The organism is Streptomyces sp. NPDC104367, from assembly GCF_055583825.1.
In genome coordinates, this window is the sequence record NZ_JBVJND010000010.1 from 100442 (window position 1) to 116516 (window position 16075).

At 70.3% G+C, this 16075-nt stretch carries 13 protein-coding genes, 1 pseudogene and 1 riboswitch; of the genes and pseudogenes, 6 read left to right on the top strand and 8 right to left on the bottom strand.

The window, feature by feature from the left end; translation table 11 throughout:
- Positions 1 to 31: 31 nt before the first annotated feature.
- A complete protein-coding gene (locus ACZ619_RS17180; protein ID WP_469599387.1) occupies positions 32 to 997 on the bottom strand; it encodes a helix-turn-helix domain-containing protein in 966 nt (321 codons plus the stop codon).
- A gap of 93 nt (positions 998 to 1090) precedes the next feature.
- Here ACZ619_RS17180 and ACZ619_RS17185 point away from each other — a divergent pair, with 93 nt between their 5' ends.
- Complete coding sequence (locus tag ACZ619_RS17185) at positions 1091 to 1357, top strand: hypothetical protein (protein ID WP_469599388.1); 267 nt, start codon at positions 1091 to 1093, stop codon at positions 1355 to 1357.
- On the opposite strand, the gene ACZ619_RS17190 is transcribed toward ACZ619_RS17185, so the two are convergent.
- The 6 genes and pseudogenes from ACZ619_RS17190 to ACZ619_RS17215 form a co-directional block, all read right to left on the bottom strand.
- Entirely contained in the window at positions 1270 to 2277 is a 1008-nt protein-coding gene (locus ACZ619_RS17190) for a ribonucleotide-diphosphate reductase subunit beta (RefSeq protein ID WP_469599390.1), read from the bottom strand. The two genes, ACZ619_RS17185 and ACZ619_RS17190, sit on opposite strands and share 88 nt — an antisense overlap.
- Positions 2277 to 4646: a ribonucleoside-diphosphate reductase subunit alpha gene (locus ACZ619_RS17195; RefSeq protein ID WP_469599392.1), complete on the bottom strand. Its 2370-nt coding sequence runs from the start codon at positions 4644 to 4646 to the stop codon at positions 2277 to 2279. The genes ACZ619_RS17190 and ACZ619_RS17195 overlap by 1 nt, the downstream gene beginning before the upstream one ends.
- A 126-nt stretch (positions 4647 to 4772) precedes the next feature.
- A riboswitch (cobalamin riboswitch) is annotated at positions 4773 to 4897 on the bottom strand.
- A gap of 4 nt (positions 4898 to 4901) precedes the next feature.
- Positions 4902 to 5138: pseudogene (locus tag ACZ619_RS17200) on the bottom strand (hypothetical protein); the annotation flags it as partial.
- A 92-nt stretch (positions 5139 to 5230) separates the two neighbouring features.
- On the bottom strand, positions 5231 to 6853 hold the full coding sequence (mctP, locus tag ACZ619_RS17205; protein ID WP_469599394.1) for a monocarboxylate uptake permease MctP: 1623 nt from the start codon (positions 6851 to 6853) through the stop codon (positions 5231 to 5233).
- Complete coding sequence (locus ACZ619_RS17210) at positions 6850 to 7119, bottom strand: DUF3311 domain-containing protein (RefSeq protein WP_469599395.1); 270 nt, start codon at positions 7117 to 7119, stop codon at positions 6850 to 6852. The genes mctP and ACZ619_RS17210 overlap by 4 nt, the downstream gene beginning before the upstream one ends.
- Positions 7120 to 7242: 123 nt before the next feature.
- Positions 7243 to 8007, bottom strand: a complete 765-nt coding sequence (locus tag ACZ619_RS17215) for a GntR family transcriptional regulator (RefSeq protein WP_469599397.1) — start codon at positions 8005 to 8007, stop codon at positions 7243 to 7245.
- A 310-nt stretch (positions 8008 to 8317) separates the two neighbouring features.
- Between ACZ619_RS17215 and ACZ619_RS17220 the strand changes: the two genes are divergently transcribed.
- The 4 genes from ACZ619_RS17220 to ACZ619_RS17235 all read left to right on the top strand — a co-directional run bounded on the left by ACZ619_RS17220 (position 8318) and on the right by ACZ619_RS17235 (position 13102).
- Positions 8318 to 9607 (top strand): extracellular solute-binding protein, encoded by a 1290-nt coding sequence (locus tag ACZ619_RS17220; RefSeq protein WP_469599399.1) that lies wholly within the window; start codon positions 8318 to 8320, stop codon positions 9605 to 9607.
- Between the two features lie 181 nt (positions 9608 to 9788).
- Positions 9789 to 10763, top strand: coding sequence for a carbohydrate ABC transporter permease (locus ACZ619_RS17225; RefSeq protein WP_469599401.1), 975 nt, complete (start codon positions 9789 to 9791; stop codon positions 10761 to 10763).
- A complete protein-coding gene (locus ACZ619_RS17230; protein WP_469599403.1) occupies positions 10760 to 11599 on the top strand; it encodes a carbohydrate ABC transporter permease in 840 nt (279 codons plus the stop codon). Before ACZ619_RS17225 ends, ACZ619_RS17230 begins: the two co-directional genes overlap by 4 nt.
- A gap of 9 nt (positions 11600 to 11608) precedes the next feature.
- Entirely contained in the window at positions 11609 to 13102 is a 1494-nt protein-coding gene (locus ACZ619_RS17235; RefSeq protein WP_469599405.1) for a glycoside hydrolase family 3 protein, read from the top strand.
- A gap of 9 nt (positions 13103 to 13111) precedes the next feature.
- Here the strand turns inward: ACZ619_RS17235 and nagB are convergent, their stop codons facing one another.
- Entirely contained in the window at positions 13112 to 13897 is a 786-nt protein-coding gene (gene nagB / locus ACZ619_RS17240) for a glucosamine-6-phosphate deaminase (RefSeq protein ID WP_469599407.1), read from the bottom strand.
- Between the two features lie 661 nt (positions 13898 to 14558).
- Between nagB and ACZ619_RS17245 the strand changes: the two genes are divergently transcribed.
- Positions 14559 to 16025, top strand: coding sequence for a sensor histidine kinase (locus tag ACZ619_RS17245; protein ID WP_469599694.1), 1467 nt, complete (start codon positions 14559 to 14561; stop codon positions 16023 to 16025).
- Positions 16026 to 16075: the final 50 nt, after the last annotated feature.

Sequence of the window (16075 nt, forward strand, 5' to 3'; positions counted from 1 at the left end):
TCCCGGGCCGGCCTCTGACACCGGCGCGCGCTCAGGCGGCCTCCGGGCCCCGGAACGCGCGCCGGTAGGCGTTCGGGGTGGTGCCCAGCGACCTCACGAACTGGTACCGCAGCGCGGCGGCCGTCCCGAAGCCGGTGCGGCCCGCGATGGCGTCCATCGTCTCGTCCGTGCCCTCCAGCAGCTCCTGCGCCAGCAGCACCCGCTGGCGCAGGATCCAGCGGTACGGCGTGGTGCCGGTCTCCTGCTGGAAGCGGCGGGCGAAGGTGCGCGGCGCCATCAGGGCGCGGGCGGCCAGCTGCTCGACGGTGACCTCCTCGTCGAGATGCTCCGTCATCCAGGCCAGCACCCCGCCGACCGTGTCGCAGGGGCGCTCCGGCAGCGGGCGTTCGATGTACTGGGCCTGGCCGCCGTCCCGGTGCGGGGGCACCACCATCCGCCGGGCGATCTTCGTGGCGACCTCGGGGCCCTGCTCCTTGCGGACGAGGTGCAGACAGGCGTCGATGCCGGCCGAGGTGCCCGCCGACGTGATCACCGGGTCCTCGTCGACGTACAGCACGTCCGGTTCGACCCGGGTGCGCGGGTAGCGGCGGGCCAGCAGCTCCGCGTGGCGCCAGTGCACGGCGCACCGGCGCCCGTCCAGCAGCCCGGCGGCGCCGAGCACGAAGACCCCGGAGCACACGCTGAGCACCCGGGCACCCCGGTCCACCGCCCGGCGCAGCGCGTCGAGCAGCTCGGGCGGGTAGACCCGGGCGACAGTGGAGCCGGCGGCCGGGACCGCGATCAGATCGGCCTCCTCCAGCCGGTCCAGACCGTACGGCGTGCTGATGGTGAGGCCGGGGACGTGGGTGCCGAGGGCCGGGCCCTCGGCCGAGACCACGGCGAAGTCGTACACCGGCAGCCCCTCGTCGGAGCGGTCCAGGCCGAAGACCTCGCAGACCACCCCGAGCTCGAAGGGGTGCACGCCGTCCAGGAGCACCGCCGCCACGTTGTTCAGCATGACCCCAGTGTGCCTCGCCGATGGCAGTAATTCGAGGCTGTATGGCAGTGCTGCCACTCACGGTAAGGACTGTCCGGCGGGACAGTGGTGTCCATGAACACAAACCAGATCGAAGGTCTCGTCGGAATGGTGCTGGTCCTCGGCATCCTGGTCCTCATGGCCCTCCCGTCCGTGCTCGGCGTGCTGCGCGACAGGCGCATCGACCGGCAGATCAGGGAGGCCCACGAGGACCGGGAGGCCCGCGAGGACCGGGAGGCCCGCGAGCGGCAGGCTCAGAAGTCCTCGTCCAGGTCGACGGTGCCCTCCACCGCCACCTGGTACGCGGACGGACGGCGCTCGAAGAAGTTCGTCAGCTCCTGAACGCCCTGCAGCTCCATGAAGGAGAACGGGTTCTCCGAGCCGTACACCGGGGCGAAGCCGAGGCGGCCGAGCCGCTGGTCGGCGACGCACTCCAGATACTGGCGCATCGAGTCGGTGTTCATGCCCGGCAGGCCGTCACCGCACAGGTCCCGGGCGAACTGCAGCTCCGCCTCGACGGCCTCCCGCAGCATGTCGGTGACCTGCTCGCGGAGTTCGTCGTCGAAGAGCTCCGGCTCCTCCTTGCGGACCGTGTCCACCACGTCGAACGCGAAGCTCATGTGCATCGTCTCGTCGCGGAACACCCAGTTGGTGCCCGTGGCGAGACCGTGCAGCAGACCCCGGCTGCGGAACCAGTAGACGTACGCGAACGCGCCGTAGAAGAACAGGCCCTCGATGCACGCGGCGAAGCAGATCAGGTTGAGCAGGAAGCGGCGGCGGTCGGCCTTGGACTCCAGGCGGTCCAGGTTCTCCACCGAGTCCATCCACCGGAAGCAGAACTCCGCCTTCTCCCGGATGGAGGGGATGTTCTCGACCGCGGCGAAGGCCGCGTTGCGGTCCTCCGGGTCGGGGAGGTAGGTGTCCAGCAGGGTCAGGTAGAACTGGACGTGCACGGCCTCCTCGAAGAGCTGGCGCGACAGGTACAGACGCGCCTCCGGGGAGTTGATGTGCTTGTAGAGCGTCAGCACCAGGTTGTTCGCCACGATCGAGTCACCGGTCGCGAAGAAGGCGACCAGCCGGCCGATGAGGTGCTGCTCCGAGGGGCTGAGCTTCGCGAGGTCGGCGACGTCCGAGTGGAGGTCGACCTCCTCCACGGTCCAGGTGTTCTTGATGGCGTCCCGGTAGCGCTCGTAGAAGTCCGGGTAGCGCATCGGACGGAGCGTGAGCTCGAAGCCGGGGTCGAGAAGGTTCTTGCTGGACATCACTGGCAGGCCTCGCAGGACTCGGGGTTTTCCAGGGAGCAGGCGACGGCGTCCTCGGGAGCCGTCTGCTGCACGGGCACGGTGGCTTGGGCCTGGGCGGCGCGGGCGATGCGGGTCGCCGGGCGCGAGCGCAGGTAGTACGTCGTCTTCAGCCCCGACTTCCAGGCGTACGCGTACATCGAGGAGAGCTTGCCGATGGTCGGCGTCTCCAGGAAGAGGTTCAGGGACTGGGCCTGGTCCAGGTACGGGGTGCGGGCCGCGGCCATGTCGATCAGACCGCGCTGCGGGATCTCCCACGCCGTGCGGTACAGCCGCCGTACGTCCTCCGGGATCCACATGAAGTCCTGCACCGAGCCGTTCGCCTCGCGCAGCGCCTCACGGGTGCGGGCGTCCCAGACGCCGAGGTCCTTGAGGTCCTGCACCAGGTACGAGTTGACCTGGAGGAACTCCCCGGAGAGCGTCTCGCGCTTGAAGAGGTTGGAGACCTGCGGCTCGATGCACTCGTACACGCCCGCGATGGACGCGATGGTGGCGGTCGGCGCGATGGCGAGGAGCAGGCTGTTGCGCAGGCCGGTCGTCGCGATCCGCGCGCGCAGCGCGGCCCAGCGCTCGGGCCAGGTGAACTCGACGCCGTAGTGGTCGGGGTGCAGCACGCCCTGCGCGGTACGGGTCTTCTCCCAGGCCGGCAGCGGGCCGCCGCGCTCGGCGAGGTCGGCGGACGCCTCGTACGCGGCGAGCATGATCCGCTCGGCGATCCGGGTGGAGAGCGCCTTGGCCTCGGGGGAGTCGAAGGGCAGCCGGAGCTTGAAGAAGACGTCCTGGAGGCCCATCGCGCCGAGGCCGACCGGACGCCACTTGGCGTTGGAGCGGCCCGCCTGCTCGGTCGGGTAGAAGTTGATGTCGACGACCCGGTCGAGGAAGGTCACGGCGGTGCGGACGGTCTCGTCCAGACGGTCCCAGTCGATGTCCCCGCCGGCCACGAACGCGCCGAGGTTGACCGAGCCCAGGTTGCAGACCGCCGTCTCGCCGTCGTTCGTGACCTCCAGGATCTCCGTGCAGAGGTTGGAGGAGTGGACGACATGGCCGGGCACGGCCGTCTGGTTGGCCGTGCGGTTGGCCGCGTCCTTGAAGGTCATCCAGCCGTTGCCGGTCTGGGCGAGGGTGCGCATCATCCGGCCGTACAGGTCGCGGGCCGGGATGGTCTTGCGCGCGAGCCCGTCGGCCTCGGCCTTGCGGTAGGCCGCGTCGAACTCCGCGCCCCACAGGTCCACCAGCTCCGGCACGTCGGCCGGGGAGAACAGCGACCACGGCTCGTCGGCGTTGACCCGGCGCATGAACTCGTCCGGCACCCAGTGCGCGAGGTTCAGGTTGTGCGTACGCCGGGCGTCCTCGCCGGTGTTGTCGCGCAGCTCCAGGAACTCCTCGAGGTCGGAGTGCCAGGTCTCCAGGTAGACCGCGGCCGCGCCCTTGCGCCGGCCGCCCTGGTTCACCGCGGCGACCGAGGCGTCCAGCGTCTTCAGGAACGGCACGATGCCGTTGGAGTGCCCGTTGGTCCCGCGGATGAGCGACCCGCGGGAGCGGATCCGGCTGTACGACAGCCCGATGCCGCCGGCGTGCTTCGAGAGCCGGGCGACCTGGTGGTAGCGGTCGTAGATGGAGTCCAGCTCGTCCAGCGGGGAGTCGAGGAGGTAGCAGGACGACATCTGGGGGTGCCGGGTGCCGGAGTTGAAGAGGGTGGGGGAGGAGGGGAGGTAGTCGAGGCGGCTCATCAGGCCGTAGAGCGAGGCGACCTCGTCCACGGAACGCGCGGTGTCGTCCTCGGCGAGGCCGGCGGCGACCCGGAGCATGAAGTACTGGGGCGTCTCGATCACGTGCCGGGTGATCGGGTGGCGCAGCAGGTAGCGGCTGTGCAGGGTGCGCAGGCCGAAGTAGCCGAAGCGGTCGTCGGCGGCCGGGTCGACCAGGGCGTCGAGGCGGTCCGCGTGCAGCCGTACGAACTCGGCGGTCCGGTCGGCGACGAGGCCCTCGCGGTGGCCCACGGCGACGGACCCGGTGAAGGAGGTCACCCCCTGGGAAGCGGCCTCGGCGCGGACGGAGACCGTCAGCAGCCGGGCGGCGAGCCGGGAGTAGACGGGGTCCTCGGAGATGAGCCCGGCGGCGGCCTCGGTGGCCAGCTCGCGCAACTCCGACTCGTCGGCCCGCGCGGACCGGCCGCGCAACGCGGCGGCGGCGACCCGGCCGGGGTCGGCGTCGGGGAGGTCGGCGGTCAGCTCGGTCAGGGTCCGCAGCAGCGCGGTACCGGGACCGTCCTCTTCCACGGATGCCACGGAGATGGTCGCTGAAGCCGGGTCGGCTGGCGCGATGGTCACGTGGGGGCTCTCCCTCGCTCGGCACGGGGCCTGGCGGAGGGCAGGGAGCAGCACACGAGCGAGCACACGCGTGTCGCGTCCCCGGCCCACTCCACGAGGCCCGGACGTCAGAACACCCGGGCCGGACGGCCGGGCGTGCTGTCGGCAGGTCCTCGGACTGACTCCTGCGCACAGATGTGCGCAAGTACACCGTTGCGGGACAGTTCCGGATTCACACCGGATTCCCCTGCGGCGACAGCGAGCATGAGCATACATCTAGTGCCGGGCTGCGGTGTCACCCCCAGATGTTGTGTCGCGGTGGTGTCGGAGCGTCAGCTCGTAGGTGAGGAGGGTGATCTCCGGCAGCTCCGGCAGGGGATTCCGGTCCCGGTCTGGTGTGCGGACGAAGCCCAGGCGTTCGTAGATCCGGTGGGCGCCGCGCAGGGTCCGCCGGGTCGACAGCACGACGCCCGTGCACCCCGGGACGGCCCGTGCGCGGTCGATGTCCCTGCGGGTGGGTGTGTACGACGGCGGGCCGCCGTCGCGCTTGGTTCCCGGCGGCCCGCTGCGGGCGGGGTGGCTTGCTCGCGCGGTTCCCCGCGCCGCTAGAGGGGCGCCACGGCCGGCGGCAGTTCCACCTCCACGTCCGGGTCGCCCGCGTCGGCCGTGTAGTCCCGCGGGTCGGTCTCGTCGAGGCCCTCGGGGGCCTTGAGGGCCTTCAGGGCGAAGGTCAGGACCGCCGCCACCGCCAGGTTCAGGACGAAGGCGGTGAGGCCGATGTAGCCGATCTGGCCGATGCCCGGGATCTCCTTGGAGCTGCCCCCGAAGTGCGCCTGGGTGGGGGAGGCCACGCCGTAGGCCGCGACCGTGCCGTAGACCATGCCGACCGCCCAGCCCGTCAGCAGGGCCCAGCGGTGGAACCAGCGGGTGAAGAGACCGCCGACCAGGGCCGGGAAGGTCTGGAGGATCCAGATGCCGCCGAGGAGCTGGAAGTTGATGGCGACCGTCTTGTCCATGGTGAGCACGAACACGAGGGCGCCGACCTTCACCAGCAGCGACACGATCTTGGAGACCTGGGCCTCCTGCTTCGGTGTGGCGTCGGGCTTGATGAAGTCCCGGTAGATGTTGCGGGTGAAGAGGTTCGCGGCCGCGATGGACATGATGGCCGCGGGGACCAGGGCGCCGATGCCGATCGCCGCGAAGGCCACGCCCGCGAACCAGTCCGGGAACATGTCCTCGAACAGCTGCGGGATCGCCAGCTGGCCGTTGGTGACCTTGACCCCGGCCGCGATGGCCATGAAGCCCAGCAGCGCGAGCAGGCCGAGCATCAGCGAGTACAGCGGCAGGATCGTGGTGTTGCGGCGGATCACGTCACGGCTCCTGGAGGAGAGCGTCGCGGTGATCGAGTGCGGGTACATGAAGAGCGCGAGCGCGGAGCCCAGCGCCAGCGTGGCGTACGTCCACTGACCCGCCTCCGGCGGGGTCAGCGCGCCGCGCGGCTTGCCGGTCGCCGGGTTGGTCTGGGCGAACGCGTGGCCCGCCTTGGCGAAGATGTCGTCGAAGCCGCCCAGTTTGATCGGGATGTAGATGATCGCCACCGCGATGACGAGGTAGATCAGGCCGTCCTTCACGAACGCGATCAGGGCGGGTGCGCGGAGGCCGGAGGAGTAGGTGTAGGCCGCCAGCACACCGAAGGCGATGAGCAGCGGCAGGTCCTTCACGAACCAGTTGGTGCCGTCGCCGCCGCCGACGCCCATCACGTCCAGCACCGCCTGGATGCCCACGAGTTGCAGCGCGATGTAGGGCATCGTCGCCAGGATGCCGGTCAGGGCGACGGCGAGCGAGAGGCCCTTGGAGCCGAAGCGGCCGCGCACGAAGTCCGAGGTGGTCACGTAGCCGTGCTTGTGGGAGACCGACCACAGCCGCGGCAGGAACGTGAAGATCAGCGGATAGACGAGGATCGTGTACGGCACCGCGAAGAAGCCGGCCGCGCCCGCCGCGTAGACCGCCGCCGGCACGGCGACGAAGGTGTACGCCGTGTAGAGGTCGCCGCCGAGCAGGAACCAGGTGATCCAGGTCCCGAACGACCGCCCGCCCAGGCCCCATTCGTCCAGGGAGTGCTCGTTCTCGGCCCGGCGCCAGCGCGCGGCCAGGAAGCCGATGACCGTGACGGCCAGGAAGAAGAAGACGAAGACGCCGAGCGCGACGCCGTTCACACCGTCCTTCACCGCGGCACACCCCCGTCCGCGCCCGCGGCCCTGCGGGTGCGCTGGTCGCGCTGCCACAGCCGGTAGGCGGTGCCGGTGAGCGCGGTGGAGAGCAGCACCCACAGCATCTGGTACCAGTAGAAGAACGGGATCCCGATGAACGCGGGATCCGTCCTGGCGTACGAGCCCACCCACAGCATCGCCACGAAGGGCGCGGCGAGGCAGACGGCGATGATCACGCGCACCGGTGTCACCACCGGGTGTCTCACTTCAGGTAAATCCGACATTCCGCGGCTCCGTCCCCTGACCGTTCGCCTGTGTAACGCGCAGGCAATCTAGGTCACGGCGTCCGTGCAGCGGAAGATGCAGTTCGCGTCTCCGTATGCCGATTCCGTGAAGGGTGCCGGCGGTCAGTCCTGCGGCCGCTTGAGGCGGGCGACGAACTTGTAGCGGTCCCCGCGGTAGACGGACCGCACCCACTCCACGGGCCGGCCCTCCAGGTCCAGGGAGTGCCGGGAGAGCATCAGCATCGGCAGGCCCACGTCGGTCCCGAGCAGGCCCGCCTCGCGCGGCGTCGCGAGCGAGGTCTCGATGGTCTCCTCGGCCTCCGCGAGACGGACGTCGTACACCTCTGCGAGGGCTGTGTAGAGGGACGTGTACTTGACGAGGGAGCGGCGCAGCGCGGGGAAGCGCTTCGCGCTCAGGTGCGTGGTCTCGATGGCCATGGGCTCGCCGTTGGCCATCCGCAGCCGCTCGATGCGCAGCACGCGGCCGCCCGCGCCGATGTCGAGCAGGCCGGCCAGCCGGTCGTCGGCGGTGATGTAGCCGATGTCGAGCAGCTGCGAGGTCGGCTCCAGGCCCTGGGCGCGCATGTCCTCGGTGTAGGAGGTGAGTTGCAGCGCCTGGGAGACCTTCGGCTTGGCGACGAAGGTGCCCTTGCCCTGGATGCGCTCCAGCCGGCCCTCGACGACCAGTTCCTGGAGGGCCTGGCGGACGGTGGTGCGGGAGGTGTCGAACTCGGCGGCCAGGGTGCGCTCGGGCGGGACCGGGGTGCCGGGGGCCTGGGTCTCCGTGATCTCCAGGAGGTGCTTCTTCAGGCGGTAGTACTTGGGCACGCGCGCGGTACGGACGGCTGTCCCGCTCTCGTTCTCCGCACTGCTGACGTCGGTGCTCATGCTCCGCCTTCCCGGCTCCGGGTGTGGGTCACGTCGTGATCCCTTCTGTATACCGTCGCCGCCTCTTTTGGTCTAGTCCACAAGGCCGACTGGTCTAGCGGACGAGAGTACTCCGCCACCGCTCTTTTCGCTGGCTTCTTACTTAAAGGTTCCTGCATATGTAGGTCGCATAACAGCTGGTCAGGGGTGTTTCTGGGTCTCTTGACAGGCTTCGTGGTCTGGTCCAAGCTCCCGGTACTGGTCTACACCATTGGTCCAGATTCCCGGCCTCATGGCCCGGGGGGTGTGTGGGCATCCTGAGGAGGGTGGCGTGAAGCGCAGGCTGATAGCCGCGATCGGTATCGCGGGCATGGTCGTCTCCATCGCGGCGTGTGGCAGTGACAAGAAGGACGGCGGGGACACCGGCAAGGGCACGGACGCCAAGGAGCTGACCGTCTGGCTCACCGTGGACGCGCAGAACAACTGGCCGAACCTGGTCAAGGCCGCCGACGCGGCCGTGCAGAAGAAGCACCCGGGCATCAAGATCAAGCACGAGTACTACGGCTGGCCCGACAAGAACACCAAGCTGGACGCCGTCCTCGCCACGGACAAGGCCCCCGACGTGGTCGAGATGGGCAACACCGAGATGCTCGGCTACATGGTGAAGGGCGCCTTCGCCCCCGTCGACGCCTCCCAGTTCACCGGCTCCGACCAGTGGCTCGACGGCCTCAAGGCCTCGGTGACCTACGACGGCAAGACCTACGGCGTCCCGTACTACGCCGGCGGCCGCGTCGCCAACTGGCGCAAGGACGTCGCCGCCTCGGCCGGCGTCAAGACCACGCCGAAGACCTACAGCGAGCTCACCGCCGACCTGGACAAGATCCAGAAGAAGGAGGGGGACAAGTTCAGCGCCTGGTACCAGCCGACCCGCGACTGGTACGCGGCCATGTCCTTCGTCTACGACGCCGGCGGCTCCATCGCCGTCGAGTCCGGCGGCCAGTGGAAGGGCAACCTCTCCTCGCCCGAGTCCGTCAAGGGGCTCACCGAGTTCAAGTCCGTCATCGACAAGTACATGCACGGTGACAAGACCAAGGACGAGTCCGACCGCTACATCGTCTACGGCCAGGGCAAGTCGTCGATGATCTTCGGCGCGGCCTGGGAGGGCGCGACCGCGGCCGACCCGAAGAACGACAAGACCGGCGGCAAGCTGAAGGACAACCTCGTCAACTTCGTGATGCCCGGCCCGTCCGGCAAGAACATGCCGGTCTTCCTCGGCGGCTCCGACCTCGCCATCCCGGTGAAGTCCAAGGCGCAGGGCGTCGCCGCCGAGTGGATCAACGCGTTCACCGGCCCGTCCGGCCAGAAGGGCCTGATGGCCAAGGGCAACCTGCCCAACAACAAGACCGACCTCGCGACGCTCAAGAGCGACCCGGCGACCGCGGTCCCGGCCGAGGCGGCCGAGTCCAACTGGTTCGTGCCGATGGCACCGGGCTGGGGCCAGGTCGAGAAGGCGCAGGTGCTGCAGACCATGCTGCAGAACATCGGCACCGGCAAGCAGTCGGTGCAGGCCGCCGCCAAGGCCGCCGACGCCGCGATCGACAAGGTCATCAACAACCCGTGACGGCCGGCCCGCGGCCGGGCCCGGGCCACGGGGGGCCGGGCCCGGCCGCGGGTGATTCCGGAAAGCGCCTCGACGGGCCGGTGGGCCGCCGCCGGTTCGTCGAGGCCGGCCGCGCAGTTCCCCGCGCCCCTTCGGGGGCGCGCCGCTGCGGGCCCGACTCGATCTGTCTGAGGAGCGCGCGATGAGTGCCGTAGACACGACCACACCTGCCAAGGTGCCGGCACCTCCACCGGAGCCGCCGCGCCGACCACGTGCGGACCGGCGTTCGGGCGGGCCCGCCGTGCCCTGGCTGCTGCTCGCGCCCTGTCTGGGGATACTCGGGCTCGTCCTCGGCTATCCGCTCTACCGGCTGGTGACCCTCTCCTTCCAGGAGTTCGGGCAGTCCCAGCTGTGGGGGTTCAAGCCGGCCGACTGGGTCGGCCTCGGGAACTTCTCGCAGGTGCTGGAGGACGACGAGTTCTGGCAGGTCGTCCTGCGCACGATCGTCTTCGCCGTCGGCTGCGTGGTCTTCACCATGGTCGTCGGCATGCTCGTAGCGCTGCTGCTCCAGCGGGTCTCCGGCTGGGTGAAGACCCTGGTCAACATCGTGCTGGTGGCCAGCTGGGGCATGCCGGTCATCGTCGCCACCACGCTCTTCAAGTGGCTGTTCGACTCCGACTACGGCATCCTCAACGCCCTGCTCAGCAAGGTGCCCGGGGTCGAGATGATCGGCCACAACTGGTTCGCCAGCGGGCCGCAGGGCCTGGCCGTGATCATGCTCCTGGTGGTCTGGGGCGCCGTGCCCTTCGTGGTCATCACGCTCGGCGCCGGACTCACCCAGGTCCCCAAGGAACTGGAGGAGGCCGCCCGCCTCGACGGCGCCGGAGCCTGGGGCGTCTTCCGGTACGTCACGCTCCCCATCCTCAAGCCGGTCGTCGTGATGCTCACGACCCTCTCGGTCATCTGGGACATGGGTGTCTTCCCACAGGTCTTCGTGATGCGCGGCGGCCACCCCGAGCCCGAGTTCCAGCTGCTGACCACCTACTCCTACGACCGCGCCTTCGTGGTCAACGACTACGGACAGGGCTCCGCGATCGCCCTGCTCACCGTGCTCATCCTGCTCGGTGTCGTCGCCGTGTACATGCGCCAGATGCTGAAGATCGGAGAGGTCGAATGAGCACCGCCGCCACCGCCCGCAAAGGCTCACGCCGGGGCTGGAACCTGCTCGGCCTGCTCGTCTTCGTCACGGTCGGCTTCCCCGTCTACTGGATGCTGAACACGGCGTTCAAACCGGCCAAGGACGCCATCGACCCGGACCCGAGCCTGCTGCCGACCGGCCTGACCCTGTCCAACTTCCGCCGCGCCCTCGCCATCGCCGACTTCTGGGGACCGGTCGGCCGCAGCCTGGTCGTCTCCCTCTCCGTGGTCGCCGTCGGCATGGTCATCGGCCTGCTCGCCGCCCTCGCCATCTCCCGGTTCGCCTTCCGCGGCCGCAAGGTCGTGATCGTCGGCATCCTCGCCGTCCAGATGATCCCGCTGGTCGCCATGATCATCCCGGTCTTCCTGCTCCTCAACGACCTGGACCAGTACGACAAGCTCAGCGGCCTGATCATCACCTACCTGACCTTCATCCTGCCGTTCACGGTGTGGACCCTGCGCGGCTTCATCGTCAACATCCCCAAGGAGCTGGAGGAGGCCGCCATGGTCGACGGCTGCTCCCGCACCGGCGCCTTCGTCCGCGTGGTCTTCCCGCTGCTCGCCCCCGGCATGGTCGCCACCTCGGTCTACGCCTTCATCCAGGCCTGGAACGAGTACCTGTACGCCCTGATGCTGCTCAGCCAGGACCACCAGACCGCCACCGTCTGGCTCGCCAACTTCACCACCAAGCACGGCACCGAATACGCCCCGATGATGGCCGGCGCCACCATGATGGCCGTGCCGATCGTCGCCCTGTTCCTCCTCGTCCAGCGCAAGATGGCCGCGGGTCTGACCGCCGGCGCCGTGAAGGGATGACCCCATCCGATGACGACATTCGCGAGCGGTACGGACACCCTCACGCGCGACGCGCTGACGGTGCTGCAACCCGGCTTCACCGGGACCACCGCCCCCGACTGGCTGCTGCGCCGGCTCGGCGAGGGACTCGCCTCCGTGGGCCTGTTCGGCCGCAACATCACCTCCCCGGAACAACTCGCCTCCCTCACCGCCCAGTTGCGGGCCGAGCGGGACGACGTCCTGGTGGCGATCGACGAGGAGGGCGGTGACGTCACCCGGCTGGAGGTGCACACCGGCTCCTCCTTCCCCGGCAACCACGCCCTCGGCGCCGTCGACGACGTGGAGCTGACCCGGCAGGTCGCCCAGGAGATGGGCCGCCGCCTGGCCGCCTGCGGGGTGAACTTCAACTGGGCGCCGTCCGCGGACGTCAACTCCGACCCCGCCAACCCGGTCATCGGCGTCCGCTCCTTCGGCGCCGACCACGACCTGGTCGCCCGCCACACGGCGGCCTACGTCACCGGCCTCCAGGCGGCCGGGGTGGCGGCCTGCACCAAGCACTTCCCGGGCCACGGCGACACCGCCGTCGACTCCCACCTCGCGCTGCCCCGCATCGACGCCACGGCCGAGGTCCTGCACGCCCGCGAACTGGCACCCTTCCGCGCGGCCATCGCCGCCGGCACCCGGGCCGTGATGAGCGCGCACATCCTGGTCCCCGCCCTGGACCCGGCCCGCCCGGCGACGCTGTCCCGCCGCATCCTCACCGACCTGCTGCGCACCGAACTCGGCTACGACGGCCTGATCGTCACCGACGGCATGGAGATGCAGGCCATCTCCGCCACCTACGGCATCGAACACGGCAGCGTGCTCGCCCTCGCCGCCGGAGCGGACGCGATCTGCGTGGGCGGCGGCCTCGCGGACGACGAGACGGTGCGCCGGCTGCGCGACGCCCTGGTCGCCGCGGTCCGCTCCGGTGAACTGCCGGAGGAACGCCTGGCCCAGGCGGCGGAACGGGTACGGGCGCTGGCCCGCTGGACGACGACGGCGGAGGCGGCCGCCGCGCCGGACCCGGCCGCCGCGGACATCGGCCTGACCGCCGCCCGCCGCGCGCTGCGTGTGACGCGCGTCGACCCCTACACGCCCCCGGCCGAGGCCCCCTTCGTCGCCGCGCTCACCCCGGTGGCCAACATCGCGGTGGGGGCGGAGACGCCCTGGGGGGTGGCCGCCGAACTGGCCCGCGTCCTGCCCGGCACCGAGACCGGCAGCTTCTCCGGCGAGCGCGCGGGCGAGGAGGCCCTGGCGGCGGCGGGGGAGCGCCGTGTCGTCGCGGTGGTGCGCGACGAGCACCGCCACGCGTGGATGGGCCGGGCCCTGGACACCCTCCTCGGGGCCCGCCCCGACACCGTCGTGGTGGAGATGGGCGTCCCCCAGGCCCCGCCCCGCGGCGCCCTCCACCTGGCCACCCACGGTGCGGCCAGGGTGTGCGGCACGGCGGCGGCGGAGGCCATCGCGGCGCCGTGGGCCTGAGCGGGACCCCTAGATCCCCTGCCACTCCGGCTTGTTGACGAACGTGTACCGGAAGTAGTCCGCGTACTTCAGCTTGGCGGCCGCGCCCTCGTCGACCACCACCGTCGCGTGCGGGTGCAGCTGGAGCGCCGACGCGGGGCACACCGCGGCGACCGGCCCTTCCACCGTCGCCGCGACCGCGTCGGCCTTGCCCTCGCCCGTCGCCAGCAGCACCAGGTGCCGCGCCTCCAGGATCGTCCCGATCCCCTGGGTGATCACGTGGTGCGGCACCTGCGCGATGTCGCCGTCGAAGAACCGCGCGTTGTCGACCCGCGTCTGCTCCGTCAGCGTCTTGATCCGCGTCCGCGAGGCCAGCGAGGAGCACGGCTCGTTGAACCCGATGTGCCCGTCGGTGCCGATCCCGAGCAGTTGCAGGTCCACACCGCCGGCCCGTGTCAGCGCCGCGTCGTACGCGGCGCAGGCCGCCCGGACGTCCTCGGCCGTGCCGTCCGGTCCGAGGAACGCCTCCATGCCGATCCCGAGCGGCTCCAGCACCTCGCGCCGCAGCACCGAGCGGTACGACTCCGGATGCTCGGCCGGCAGCCCCACGTACTCGTCGAGCTGGGCTATGCGTGCCCGGGAGGTGTCCACGTCACCGGCGCCGACCTTCGCCGTGAGCGCCCGGTAGATGGGCAGCGGGGTCGAGCCCGTGGCCACCCCGAGCAGCGCGTCCGGCTTGCGTCGCAGCAGCTGTGCCATGGCCTCGGCGATGAGCTCGCCACCCGCGGCGGCATCCGGAACGATGACAACTTCCACGCTGGGGCCTGCCGTTCTGAAGAGGGCTGGAGGGTCCGGAAGGCCTACGTGGTTTAGACCAATCCGATGGGACCAATCTAACAGAACCGGCCCCTGGCGCCGCTGGGTCGGGCGCACGGAAAGGGGACAAGGGCGAGGTTACGTGAATACGTCAGATGGGGTGAATTACGGAAAACTTCGCCGGAGGCGCGGCAGGTCCCCGGCCGGTCGCCGAAATTGCCCCCGCCATCCATCCCCACGGCCGACCCGGGCGGGCTACGCTTCCAGCGCACCGACTGTGAACACTCTCCAACGCATGGACACCCATCGTGGTCTAGTCCACAATTGCGTACGAGGGCTGAACGAGTACGGCAGGGCCGTACGACACAGTCGCACTCTTCCGTCTTCCCCGCACAGGAAGGCGGACCGAGGAACCGGAGCTCTCTGCCCTGACTGCCCCGGATCCTCACCTTCGGCCGATCGGGACCGCACACCCCGTGGCCGTTGCTGCTCCGGGCTGCGGTGCCGGGAGGGTTGAGGGTCCCTCCCAGGCGCCGCGGCCCGCGGGTGCTTCCGGGGCCGTCCGCCGCCGTTCCCCCTCTTCTCCCTCTTCCTCCCTTCTCCGGGCCGCTGTTTTTCGGCCATCCACATACCGCCAGGTACGCTCACAGACGTGCCCTCCATGAACGAACTGGTCCGCCAGCACACCGCCCTCGACGACTCCGACCTCGAGTGGCTCCATCTGCTGGTCTCGGAGTGGCAGCTGCTCTCCGACCTGTCCTTCGCCGACCTGGTCCTGTGGGTCCCCACCCGGGACGGCACCCGGTACGTCTCGGTGGCGCAGATGCGCCCCAACACCGGCCCCACCTCCTACCAGGACGACATGGTCGGCCACCTGGTCCCGCGCGGCCGCCGGCCCATGCTGGACATCGCCCTGGACGAGGGCCGGATCGTCCGCGAGGGCGACCCGGAGTGGCGCGAGGAGGTCCCCGTCCGGGTCGAGTCCATCCCGGTCCGGCGCGAGGGCAGGGTCCTCGGGGTCATCGCCCGCAACACCAACCTGCTGACCGTGCGCACCCCGAGCCGCCTGGAGCTGACCTACCTCCAGAGCGCCTCCGACCTGGCGCAGATGATCGCCGCCGGATCGTTTCCGTTCCCGAACCAGCAGGTCGACATGGACGCCTCGCCGCGCGTCGGCGACGGCCTGATCCGGGTGGACGGCGACGGCGTCGTCCAGTACGCCTCCCCGAACGCGCTCTCCGCCTACCACCGCCTCGGCCTCGCCGCCGACCTGCTCGGCCACCACCTGGGGCAGACCACGGCCGAACTCGCCCCGACCAAGGGCCCGGTGGACGAGGCGCTGGCCAAGCTGGCCAGCGGCTGGGCGCCCCGCGAGTTCGAGATCGAGTCCGAGGACGGCGTGATCCAGTTCCGGGCGATCCCGCTCAAGCCCAAGGGCGTCCGCATCGGTTCGCTGGTGCTGCTCCGGGACGTCACCGAACTGCGGCGGCGCGAGCGCGAGTTGATCACCAAGGACGCGACCATCCGGGAGATCCACCACCGGGTGAAGAACAACCTCCAGACCGTCGCCGCGCTGCTGCGGCTCCAGGCCCGGCGCATCGAGTCCGAGCGCGGCCGCGAGGCCCTGGAGGAGGCCGTACGGCGGGTCGGCTCGATCGCCATCGTGCATGAGACGCTGTCTCAGAACCTGGACGAGCGGGTGGAGTTCGACGAGATCGCCGACCGGGTGCTCGCGATGGTCGCCGAGATCTCGCCGGGCAAGGTCACCGGGCGGCGCACCGGCCGCTTCGGGATACTCGACGCCGAGGTCGCCACCCCGCTGTCGATGGTGCTGACCGAGATCCTGCAGAACGCCCTGGAGCACGGCTTCCGCGAGGGCGAGACCGGCACGGTCGAGGTGACTGCGGTGCGCGGCGGCACCACCAAGGAGGCCCGCCTCCTGGTCACCGTCCAGGACGACGGCGTCGGTCTGCCCGAGGGCTTCGACCCGCACCGCTCCGGCAACCTCGGCCTCCAGATCGTACGGACGCTGGTGGAGGGCGAGTTGGGCGGCACCTTCGACATGGTGCCGGCGCCGGAGCGGGGGACCCGGGTGATCCTCGACCTGCCGGTGCGGGCGCAGAAGTAGGTTCGTCCGGGCGGCTTCCCGAAGCCGCCCGGACAGCAAAGAGCCCCGGA